11 protein-coding genes are annotated in these 10,777 nt (G+C 63.5%); all 11 read left to right on the forward strand.

The features are described from left to right. Positions 1-291 precede the first annotated feature (291 nt). Positions 292-2,649: a phosphoenolpyruvate--protein phosphotransferase gene (gene ptsP / locus N3C12_09980; GenBank protein MCX8072766.1), complete on the forward strand. Its 2,358-nt coding sequence runs from the start codon at positions 292-294 to the stop codon at positions 2,647-2,649. A 70-nt stretch (positions 2,650-2,719) separates the two neighbouring features. Beyond that, positions 2,720-3,238, forward strand: coding sequence for a hypothetical protein (locus N3C12_09985; GenBank protein MCX8072767.1), 519 nt, complete (start codon positions 2,720-2,722; stop codon positions 3,236-3,238). Positions 3,239-3,600: 362 nt separating this feature from the next. Continuing rightward, the gene (gene rpmE, locus N3C12_09990; GenBank protein ID MCX8072768.1) at positions 3,601-3,837 is read left to right on the forward strand and encodes a 50S ribosomal protein L31; all 237 of its coding nucleotides are present in this window, start codon (positions 3,601-3,603) and stop codon (positions 3,835-3,837) included. 126 nt (positions 3,838-3,963) lie between these two features. Further along, on the forward strand, positions 3,964-5,037 hold the full coding sequence (gene prfA, locus N3C12_09995; protein ID MCX8072769.1) for a peptide chain release factor 1: 1,074 nt from the start codon (positions 3,964-3,966) through the stop codon (positions 5,035-5,037). Next, positions 5,034-5,927 (forward strand): peptide chain release factor N(5)-glutamine methyltransferase, encoded by an 894-nt coding sequence (gene prmC, locus N3C12_10000; GenBank protein MCX8072770.1) that lies wholly within the window; start codon positions 5,034-5,036, stop codon positions 5,925-5,927. The genes prfA and prmC overlap by 4 nt, the downstream gene beginning before the upstream one ends. A gap of 3 nt (positions 5,928-5,930) precedes the next feature. Further along, entirely contained in the window at positions 5,931-7,184 is a 1,254-nt protein-coding gene (gene murA / locus N3C12_10005; GenBank protein MCX8072771.1) for a UDP-N-acetylglucosamine 1-carboxyvinyltransferase, read from the forward strand. Positions 7,185-7,199: 15 nt separating this feature from the next. Further along, on the forward strand, positions 7,200-8,537 hold the full coding sequence (hisD, locus tag N3C12_10010; protein MCX8072772.1) for a histidinol dehydrogenase: 1,338 nt from the start codon (positions 7,200-7,202) through the stop codon (positions 8,535-8,537). Next, a complete protein-coding gene (gene hisB / locus N3C12_10015) occupies positions 8,527-9,171 on the forward strand; it encodes an imidazoleglycerol-phosphate dehydratase HisB (GenBank protein ID MCX8072773.1) in 645 nt (214 codons plus the stop codon). The genes hisD and hisB overlap by 11 nt, the downstream gene beginning before the upstream one ends. Beyond that, entirely contained in the window at positions 9,168-9,791 is a 624-nt protein-coding gene (gene hisH, locus N3C12_10020) for an imidazole glycerol phosphate synthase subunit HisH (GenBank protein MCX8072774.1), read from the forward strand. The genes hisB and hisH overlap by 4 nt, the downstream gene beginning before the upstream one ends. 18 nt (positions 9,792-9,809) lie before the next feature. Continuing rightward, positions 9,810-10,535, forward strand: a complete 726-nt coding sequence (gene hisA / locus N3C12_10025; GenBank protein MCX8072775.1) for a 1-(5-phosphoribosyl)-5-[(5-phosphoribosylamino)methylideneamino]imidazole-4-carboxamide isomerase — start codon at positions 9,810-9,812, stop codon at positions 10,533-10,535. Positions 10,536-10,547: 12 nt separating this feature from the next. Then, on the forward strand, positions 10,548-10,777 hold a 230-nt coding region (locus tag N3C12_10030; protein ID MCX8072776.1), incomplete at its 3' end, for a HisA/HisF-related TIM barrel protein.

The raw sequence follows: 10,777 nt of genomic DNA on the forward strand, positions 1-10,777 counted from the left end.
GTAGGACGTCGTCCAGCGGCCAATGATGAGCGGGCAACCGTAGAGGTGCGTGCCAAGCCCACCCCACCCCGGCGAGTGAGCGGTAATCACCGCCATCGGCCTCCAGATGACTTCCCATTGGATGGCCGGATGCGGACGCCGCTGCCGTGGCCAGCACCTTCGTACCGCGCGACGGTTGACGGCTTGCGTAGCTAGCCGCCCATGGTTTCCTGCGGTATACAGGCAAAGCGCATGGCTAGGGCGGCGGCTTCAACAGTGCGAAATCGCGGCGTAGCGCCTCGGAGCTCGGGCGTGGGCCTCGGTCTGCTCGAGGAGATCGTTGCCCTGGCGACGAACACGGTCGACTTGCGGGCGGCAGCGCAAGGCATCGTCGACACGATCTCGAGCCGCCTGGGCATGGAAGTTTGCTCCATCTACGTGTTCGAGAAAGAAGCCGGTCGATTGCGCTTGTGGGCGACCTCAGGTCTCGATCGGAACTCGGTGGGCAAGGTGACCATGAGCGTGCACGAGGGGCTCACCGGAATGGCGGTAGAGAAATTGCAGCCTGTGATGGCCATCGATGCGATGGCGCACCCGCGGTACAAATACTTCCCGGAGACCGGGGAAGAACGGTACCACTCTTTTTTGGGTGTTCCTGTGGTGGAGCGTGGCGAGCCGGTCGGGGTGCTTGTCGTGCAGACCTCCCGGCGGCGGCGGTTTACCCCGAAAGAGGTGCGCCTGCTCAAAACCGTGAGCGTTGCCGTTGCGGGGATCTTATCGCGCATTCGGTTGGAAGAAACCCTCCAACGTCAAGAGGCGGAGCGGCTCGATTTCGAGCGCAAGATGGATGCGGCCATGTCCCGCCTCAGAGATTACGAAAGTCGGGCGAGTGTATTGCTGGGTCAGCCGGGGGCAAAACGCCCGACCCGTCTCTTTGGTCAAGCCGCCGCGCCTGGATACGCCATTGGCCGCGCGCACGTCCTAGAGTCGATGTTCACGACGACAAAATTTCCGCGGGAACGCCAGCATCCGCTCAAACGCGAGTTGCAGCGATTCGCTGCCGCTTTGAATGCAGCGATTACTGAGCTCGATCGCGTGTGCGAACACGTGGTGCGCAACGTGCCCGAGATCGATGTCGCGATCTTCGAAGCGCAAAAGCTCATGCTCAGCGACTCGGCGTTCTCGGCGCGCGTGGAAGCGGCCATTCGTGAGGGTTTGAGCGCTGAGGCCGGGGTGCAAGAGGCGGTAGAAGAGTTGCTGCGCCACTTTGGGGAGATCAGCAACGATTACTTGCGCGACCGCGCTGCCGATGTGCAGGACATTGGCCGCCGCGTGTTGCGGCACCTGCTCGGACTTGAAGAACGGCGGGCCCGCTTCAGCCAAGGGGTGATTCTGGTCGCGAACGAGATTGCCCTTTCGGAACTGACGGTCATGGAGCAAGGACAGCTCAAAGGCTTGGTGTTGGGCGCTGGGGGTGTAACCTCACACGCGGCGATCTTGGCCCGTAGCCTAGAGATCCCGACCGTTGTGGGCCTGGAGGGTGCGGTCGACTGGATCCAAGAGGGCGACTCGCTCATCGTCGATGGCAACGCCGGCTTGGTGTTCGTGAATCCGAAGCCGGAGGTGATCGGCGAATACGAACGGCTGATCCAGGAATATCAAGCGTTCAATCGCGACTTGGAAACCCTGCGCGATCTGCCGGCGGAGACGCCCGACGGCCACCGCGTGCGCTTGTGGGCCAACATCGGTTTGCTCGGCGACCTCTTCTGGGTGCGCGCCCACGGCGCAGAAGGGGTCGGTTTGTACCGCACGGAAGTGGCTTTCATGTCGCACCGCGACTTCCTCGACGAGGACGAGCAGTTCGACATTTACCGGCGCGTCGTGGAAGGCATGGAGGGCAAGCCGGTTACGATCCGTACCCTTGACTTAGGCGCGGACAAATACCCCCGCTACTTGCACACGCCGCACGAAGAAAACCCCTTCCTCGGTTGGCGCTCCATCCGGATCTCGTTGGAAATGCCCGAGTTGTTCAAGGAGCAACTCCGAGCAATCTGGCGGGCGAGCGCCCACGGGCCGGTGCGCCTGATGTTCCCGATGATTTCTAGCCTCGAGGAAGTTGCGCAGGCCAAGGAACTGCTTCTCGAGGCGCGTGAGGAAGTGGCCCGCGCGGGACACGGGTTCGACCCACAAATGCCTGTCGGCGTGATGATCGAAGTCCCTTCGGCAGTCTACCTGGCGCCTTCCTTGGTGCATGAGGTGGACTTTGTCAGCATCGGCACAAACGACTTGATTCAGTACCTCCTGGCGGTCGATCGCAACAACCGCAAGGTGTCGACGCTGTATGAGCCGCTGCACCCCGCTGTGCTCCAGGCCATTGCCAACGTCGTAAACGCGGCCAAAGCTGCCGGTCGGCCAGTCTCGCTGTGCGGGGAAATGGCCTCCGAGCCCCTGTGCGCGGTGCTCCTGATGGGCCTCGGCGTCGAGGACCTCAGCATGAGCGCATTTTTCATCCCCATCGTGAAGCGCCTGATTCGCGGAGTGTCCTTTGAACGGGCGCAAAGTATGGCTGAAGAGGCGTTGCGCTTATCGACTGTCAAAGAGGTCAAAAGCTTTGTCTTCGAGTCCATGCGGGAACTCGGCCTCGTGGAGCTCATGGAAATGTACCATTGACCCAGAGGCTCGCTTTGGCTTGTGCGTTGGGCTCATGAAAAACCACCGTGCAAGCTCCTCTGATTCTTGCGTGGCGAGGACTGGGGTACTGCCCGCACTGCCGCTGGTGCTGGTCCTGGTGGGAGTTCTGCTCCTGGGCGCGTTGGCTGAGGCACGCACCGCAGCGCCCGCGCCTGCCGGTGCGCAAGCCCAGCAGGCAACGAAAATCTTAGAAGAGCTTTCGGCGCTGCGAGCAGAACTTGCTCAGGAAGCGGAACGGAACAAGGGAGCTGCCGCCACTATCACCGAAATGCACGAGGCGATCGCTCGCCTCGGCCACCGTGTCGGGGAGCTCGAAGCCGAAGTGCGCCAGCTTACGGAGCAGCAGCACACCTTGCTCGAGCAGATTCGGGAGCTGCGCGAGGAAGTGCGTGGGCTTTACGTGGAAAGTAGCGGGCTGAAAGGCGACATCGCACAAGCATCCGATAAGATCGATGCGCTGGCTGACGAGCTGGCAAGCTTTCGCCTGAGTGCCGGGATTATCGTGGCCTTGGTTGTCCTGCTGGAAATCGTTGTGGTCGCGTTGCTGCTGCGTAGCTCCAGCCGCTGACCGAACCCACCTCCCGCAGTGGCTTGAGAATCGATCACCGAGTGGCGAATGGTGAATGACGAAGCGGGAACACGTGGATTGGCGATGGTGTTGCCCCCGCTGCCACGCGCGCTGCCGTCTTGGCACGCGGCACCTGAACGATCGTAGGGGCGACGCATGCGTCGCCCGACGTGCTTGAGGGCAGCAGCACGCCCGGAGGAGCGGCGGCGCCCGAGCAGCGAACGGGTAATGAAGAGGAATTTCCAGGGACGGGTTCGAAAGCTGCTCTCGCGTGGGCATTCACGGCCCCGCTGTGGTTGCTGCGCCTAGAGGGCCCTGCTACGGAAGTTTGTCCAATTTGAGCCGAAGAGCGGGAGCACGCCATGAAAGAAGGAATTCATCCCAAGTATGGCCCGGCGCGCATCATCTGCGCTTGCGGGAACGTCATCGAAACGCGCTCGACCGTGCCTGAAATCCACGTCGAAATTTGCTCGAACTGCCACCCGTTTTTCACCGGGAAGCAAAAGTTTGTGGACACTGCCGGCCGCGTGGAGCGTTACCAGAAGCGCTACGGAACCAAGAACCAAAACAACGTGGCGAGCGAAAAGGCTGGAGCGTAGCGAGGTTCGGGCGCGCGAGCGGCGCGCCGAGAAAAGGGCGCGGGAGCCGGTGTTCCCACGCCCTTTTCATTTGTGTCGGGGAACTCACTGCGGCAGCTCTCGATTCGTGTTGAACGAAAGCCAATGATTTTCGAAAAACTCGCCCATGTCGAACGCCATTACGAAGAGCTCGAACGCCGCTTATCCGATCCGGAGGTGGCGGCGAACTACCACGAGTATGCGCGCCTTTCCAAGGAGCGCGCCGGCCTCGACGAGATCGTCCAGCATTACCGCGAGTGGAAGAGGCTCCACCGTGAACTCGAGGAGTACCGCGAGCTTGCTCATGGCGAGGATGCGGAACTGCGCGAGCTTGCGAAGTCGGAGATCCCGGCGTTGGAGCAGCGCGTGGCAGAGCTCGAAGAAGAGCTCAAGCGTTTACTTCTCCCAAAGGATCCCAACGACGAGCGCAACGTCGTGCTCGAAATTCGTGCTGGTGCCGGTGGCAACGAGGCTTCGCTCTTTGCCGAGGAACTGTTCCGTATGTATAGCCGTTATGCCGAGCGCCACGGCTGGAAGGTGGAAGTTTTGAGCGCCAGCCGCTCGGAGATCGGCGGTCTCAAGGAGCTGGTTGCTCTCATTCAAGGTCGGGGCGCATACAGCCGGCTTAAATACGAAGGTGGCGTGCACCGCGTGCAGCGCGTGCCCGAGACCGAAGCCGCCGGGCGCATCCACACCTCCACGGTTACCGTAGCCGTGTTGCCCGAGGCGGAGGACGTGGAAGTAGAAATCGACGAGGATAAGGACCTCCGTATCGATGTCTTTCGCGCCTCGGGACCCGGCGGGCAAAGCGTGAACACGACAGACTCGGCTGTCCGCATTACCCATTTGCCGACTGGTTTGGTGGTGAGTTGCCAAGATGAGAAGTCGCAACACAAGAACAAAGCAAAGGCGCTGAAGATCTTGCGCGCGCGCTTGCTCGAGCGGGCGCGCGCGGAACAGCAGGCCCAGCTTGCCCAAAACCGCCGGGCGATGGTTGGAACGGGCGAGCGAGCGGAGAAAATTCGCACGTACAATTTCCCGCAAAATCGCGTGACCGACCACCGGATTGGACTCACGCTGCATTCCTTAGAACGGGTGCTCGATGGCGAGCTCGACCCGATTATCGATGCCCTCCTCGCCCATTATCAAGCCGAAGCATTGCGGGAGGGTGCTGTGGCATGAACGCAACGACGAGCCAGGCGAGCGAACGAGTAGAACAGCGCGTCACCCTGCGCCAATGGGTGGCCCGCGCCACGTGCAGCTTGCACACAGCCGGGGTGCGCGATGCCCGCGTGGCCGCGGAGTGGCTGGCGCTCGAAGCCCTCGGGGTCGATCGCGCAGCGCTGTACGTCCGCCTGGACGATTGCCTTCCGCCCACCGTGGCGGCGCGCTTGGAGGCATGGCTTCGGCGCTGTGCGGCTCGCGAACCGGTAGCATACGTGGTGGGGCGTCGGGAATTTTGGTCGCGTGAGTTTCTCGTCACCCCGGCCGTGCTCGTCCCCCGGCCCGAATCGGAGCTGTTGATCGAAGAGGCGCTCCGGCGTTTTCCGCGAGCGCGTCAGGGTACACCAGTTTGTGCCGGTGACATTGGCACGGGAAGCGGCTGCCTGGCGGTGACCCTCGCCTGCGAGTGGCCCGGTGCCACGGTGATTGCCAGCGATATTTCCGGTCCCGCACTAGCCGTGGCACGGGCGAACGCCGAACGCCACGGCGTTGCATCGCGCGTTCATCTGCTGGCGGCTTGCTCGCTCCAGGCATTCGCTGCAGAGAGCTTTGATCTGTTGGTGGCCAATCCGCCTTATCTCAGTACGGCCGAACTGGAAGGGGCCGAGCCGGAACTTCGCTTCGAGCCCCGTGCCGCCCTCGATGGAGGCAGGGACGGGCTTGCGGTGATTCGCGACTTGATTGCCGATGCCGGGCGCGTGCTCCGGCCAGGCGGTTGGCTGCTCATGGAAATCGGCGGCACACAGCGAGAAGCAGTGGTGAATCTCCTGCGCCAGGCTGGCGCACGGGAGTGGTGGATTCGGCACGACTTGGCTGGTTGGCCGCGACTTGCTGCGGGGCGGTGGTGAAGCATGGATTCGATCGTGGTTCGCGGAGGGAGCCGCTTGTGCGGTGAGGTTGCGGTGGAGGGCGCAAAAAACGCCGCGCTCCCGATTTTATTTGCCGCCTTGCTCACTGAGGAACCGTGCGTGTTCCACAACGTTCCCCCGGTGGTGGATGTCCGCACGGCCCTACGGCTGTTGGCCGACCTCGGCGCCGAGGTGCGGCACGAGGGCACCTCGGTTTGGATCCAGGCCAAACACTTCCGCCATGCCGAGGCCCCCTATGACTTGGTCAAAACAATGCGCGCTTCGTTCTTGGTCCTGGGGCCGCTTTTGGCTCGTGTGGGCGAGGCGCGGGTCAGTACGCCGGGCGGCTGCGCAATCGGAGCACGTCCCGTGGATCTCCACCTCAAGGGGCTGCAAAAGCTCGGTGCTTCTGTGGAGGTCGTGCATGGTTACGCCGAGGCGCGGGCCTCGCGGCTAGAAGGAGCGACGGTGTACTTAGACGTTCCCTCGGTCGGCGCGACGGAGCACCTGCTCATGGTGGCTTGCTTGGCGCGGGGAACCACGCGGATCGAGCAGGCCGCACGCGAGCCCGAGGTGGTCGACCTCGCCCGCGTGCTCACGCACATGGGCGCGCGCATTCACGGCGCCGGGGAAGACGTGATCACCGTCGAGGGCGTGCCCCGTTTACACGGAGTAGAGCACACGATCATCCCCGACCGCATTGAGGCTGGGACCTTTCTTATTGGTGGCGCAATGACCGCGGGCGACGTGTTTGTGCGCGGCGCGTGCGCGGAGCACCTCCACGCCTTGCTGATGAAATTGCGGGAGGCCGGTGCCGAGGTCACCGAAGATGCTGCCGGCATTCGCGTGCAAGCGCAGCAACGGCTGCGTAGCGTGGATGTGAAAACCATGCCGTACCCCGGGTTTCCCACCGACTTGCAAGCCCAGTTCATGGCCGCCATGACTCGCGCGGAAGGCCGCGCCGTGATCACCGAGACAATTTTCGAAAACCGGTTCTTGCATGCACTCGAACTCAATCGCTTGGGTGCCGACATCAAGGTGAGTGGCAACGCGGCCGTGGTGCAGGGGGTCGAGAAACTCACCGGTGCGCCGGTGATGGCAACCGACTTGCGCGCTAGCGTTTCCTTGGTGCTGGCCGGCTTGGTTGCGGAAGGGGAAACGGAAATTGCCCGCGTGTACCATCTCGACCGCGGCTACGCCCGACTGGAAGATAAGCTACGTGCCTTGGGTGCCAGCGTGGAGCGGCGCCGAGGTTAGAAAGGACCGGGACCGATGCCGCTGCGAATTTTGGTGAGTGGGGACCACGACTTTGCCGGCGTGTTTGCGACCCTCCGTCCGCGTAGCGCGTTAGATCCCGCAGTGGAGCGCTCGGCGCGCAAGATCGTCGAAGACGTTCGGCGCCGAGGCGACGCGGCCGTACTTGCAGCAACCGCGCGATTCGATGGTGTGCGTTTGGCGGTGGCGGATCTGCTCGTGCCCCAAAGTCGATTGCGCGATGCCCAAAATGCCTTGCCGGCACCAGCGGTTCGTGCCCTGAAAATTGCCGCGCAACGGATTGCTGCCTTTCACCGCCGCCAGCGCGAACGTTCCTGGAAATTTCGCGACCGCCTGGGTTTCGTGCTCGGCCAACGGGAGGTGCCGCTGGAACGCGTCGGCGTGTACGTGCCTGGTGGCCACGCGGTGTACCCGTCGTCGGTACTGATGAACGTCATCCCCGCACGGGTTGCGGGTGTGCGCGAGATCGTCATGGTCACCCCTGGCGGCGTTGACGGACCAGCGGCGGCGGTGCTGGCGGCCGCCGCGATTGCCGGCGTTGACCGTGTGTACCGCATTGGTGGCGCCCAGGCTGTAGCGGCGCTCGCCTTCGGCACCGCGACCATTCCGAAGGTGGACAAAATTGTCGGGCCGGGAAACGCTTGGGTGCAGGCGGCAAAGCGCCTGGTGTTTGGCGCCGTGGACATCGACGGCATTGCCGGACCCAGCGAGGTGGTGATTGTCGCCGACGAACACGCCAATCCCGAATACGTTGCCGCCGACCTCTTGGCGCAGGCCGAACACGGCAGCGGCGACGAATGTGCGCTCCTCTTCACCCCTTGTCGGGCCCTCGCGCTCGCGACCCAAGCCGAAGTTCAGCGACAACTGCAATCGTTACCCCGGCGGCAAGCCATTGCGCGCGTGCTTTCTCGGCGCGCCGCTGCCGTGGTTGTGCGCGACCTGGAAGAAGCCGTGGCTTTGGCCGAGGAGGTTGCTCCGGAGCATTTAGAGTTGATGGTACAGGAGCCGAAGCCGTGGCTCGAGCGGATTCGTCACGCCGGCGCCGTGTTCGTCGGCCCCTGGGCGCCGGCACCAGTGGGCGATTATGCTGCCGGCCCGAATCATGTCCTTCCTACGGGAACCACGGCGCGCTTCTTTTCCCCGTTGGGAGTCTATGACTTCGTTAAGCGGAGCAGCATCGTGCAGGGCACACGAGCCGGTTTGCGGCGTTTGGCGCCGGTCGTGACCACACTGGCGGAGTTGGAGGGCTATCAGGCGCATGCTAACGCCGTGCGCGTGCGTTTTGCCAACTGCCCGCTACACGATAAGAGAAAGAGGAAACCCCATGGGCGTTGAAACGAAGGCAAAGCAGCGGAGGCCGCGCGCCGCAGTGCGGGGCGGCGGCGGACGGGTGGCCCGTGTGGCGCGCAAGACGCGGGAGACCGACATCACCGTGGTGCTGGATCTCGATGGCCGCGGTGAGGCGCGGGTCGACTCGGGCGTTCCCTTCCTCGATCACATGTTGGAGACATTGGCACGGCACGCCTTCCTCGATTTGGACCTCACCGCGCGCGGGGACTTGCATGTCGATCAACACCACACCGTGGAAGACGTGGGCCTGGCTTTAGGGCAGGCGCTCCGGGACGCGTTGGGCGACAAGCGCGGTATCCGTCGCTTTGGCCATGCCGTGTGCCCGCTGGACGAGGCATTGGTGCAAGCCGCCGTCGACCTCAGCGGACGGCCTTACCTTGCCTACGGGCTACAGATTCGCGCGGCCCGTGTGGGGAACTTCGACACGGAACTCGTGCACGACTTTATGCTCGCCTTGGCCAATCAGGCGGGGATGAATTTGCACTTGCACCAAACGCAGGGACGCAACGCCCACCACATCATCGAAGCGGCATTTAAGGCTCTAGCTCGGGCTCTGGATATGGCCAAGCAACTGGACCCACGCGTCGCGGGCGTGCCCTCTACCAAAGGAGTGCTGTGAGCATCGCGATTGTCGACTACGGCATGGGCAATCTCCGCTCGGTGCAAAAGGCGCTCGAGCGCGTGGGGGCGCAGGCGGTGGTGAGCCGCGACCCGCATGTGATCGCCGGCGCAGCCGGTGTCGTTTTGCCGGGCGTGGGCGCCTTTGGTGCTTGCATGGAGAATTTGCAGCGCTTCGGGCTCGAGCAGGTGGTGCTCGACGTCATCGAGCAAGGCAAGCCGTTTTTCGGCATTTGCTTAGGCATGCAGTTACTGTTCGAGGAAAGCGAGGAGTTCGGCCCCGTGCGGGGCCTCGGCGTGTTGCCTGGGAAGGTGGTCCGATTCCGCACCAGCGGGGAGCTTCCCGTGCCGCATATGGGCTGGAACCAGCTTCGGGTGCGGCCCGATGTGCCGCACCTGAAAGACGTTGCGGACGGCGCTTACGTCTACTTCGTGCACTCGTACTACGTCGTACCATCCGATCCGGCGGTAGTGGCGACCAGGACAGAATACGGCGTGGAGTTTGCGTCGGCGGTGTACTGGAGGAACATCTTTGCCACCCAGTATCACCCGGAGAAAAGCCAACGCGTGGGCCTCACCCTGCTGCGCAACTTCGTGGAACTCGTTGAGCGAGGTGCCTGAGCGGTGCCGCGTCAGCCATTGCGAATTGTGCCTGCCATCGACCTGAAGGGTGGGCGGTGTGTGCGCTTGCTGCGCGGCGAGTGGGAGCAGGAAACAGTCTACTCCGACGACCCGCTGGCGATGGCTTGGCACTGGGTGAACCTCGGTGCCGAAGTGTTGCACGTGGTCGACCTCGACGCTGCCGTGCAGGGCAGGGAGGTGAACGCGAAGATCATCGCGCGGATGTGCCGCGAAGTTCCAGCAATCATCGAGGTGGGCGGTGGTATCCGCTCCGTGGAGCGGGCGGGTGCCCTGCTCGCCGGCGGCGCAGGCCGGGTGGTGTTTGGCACCTCGGCGCTCGAACAACCGCACATCGTGCGCGCCGCCTGTGGCGAGTTTCCCGGCCGAGTGGTCGTGGGGATCGACGCCCGCGAGGGCAAGGTGGCTGTGCGCGGTTGGGTGGAACAAAGCACAGTGGAGGCTCTGGCTTTGGCGCAGGAAGTGGCGGCCTGGGGAGCGGCGCGCATCGTGTACACCGACATTGCGCGCGACGGAACGCTGGCGGGCTTGAATCTCGAGGCTACGGTCGCCCTTGCTGCTGCCGTCGATATTCCGGTGACTGCCTCGGGCGGGGTGGGCTCGCTCGACGATGTGCGCCGCCTTCGCTCGGCGGCCCCCCCGAATCTCGACGAGGTCATCATCGGCCGCGCGTTGTACAGCGGTGCAGTGGATTTTTCTGCTGCTGTGCAGGCGGGCCGAGAGTGAGGAGCGTGCCTGATGCTGGCGCGGCGCATTATTCCTTGCCTCGATGTGAAAGATGGCCGGGTGGTCAAGGGCGTGAACTTCGTTGGCTTGCGCGACGCTGGCGACCCCGTGGAAATTGCCCAGCGCTACGACGAGGAAGAAGCCGACGAACTGACCTTTCTTGATATCACGGCGTCGCACGAACGGCGGCGAATTTTGCTCGACGTGGTGGCCCGCACGGCCGAAACGGTGTTCATGCCGCT

The sequence above is a fragment of the Candidatus Binatia bacterium genome, assembly GCA_026415395.1.
Classification (GTDB): Bacteria; Desulfobacterota; Binatia; order HRBIN30; family HRBIN30; genus HRBIN30.

Bases quoted from the DNA above. Each gene is read 5' to 3' on its own strand.
- rpmE (MCX8072768.1), top strand. From the start codon at position 3,601: ATGAAAGAAGGAATTCATCCCAAGTATGGCCCGGCGCGCATCATCTGC.
- prmC (MCX8072770.1), top strand. From the start codon at position 5,034: ATGAACGCAACGACGAGCCAGGCGAGCGAACGAGTAGAACAGCGCGTC.
- murA (MCX8072771.1), top strand. From the start codon at position 5,931: ATGGATTCGATCGTGGTTCGCGGAGGGAGCCGCTTGTGCGGTGAGGTT.
- hisD (MCX8072772.1), top strand. From the start codon at position 7,200: ATGCCGCTGCGAATTTTGGTGAGTGGGGACCACGACTTTGCCGGCGTG.
- hisB (MCX8072773.1), top strand. From the start codon at position 8,527: ATGGGCGTTGAAACGAAGGCAAAGCAGCGGAGGCCGCGCGCCGCAGTG.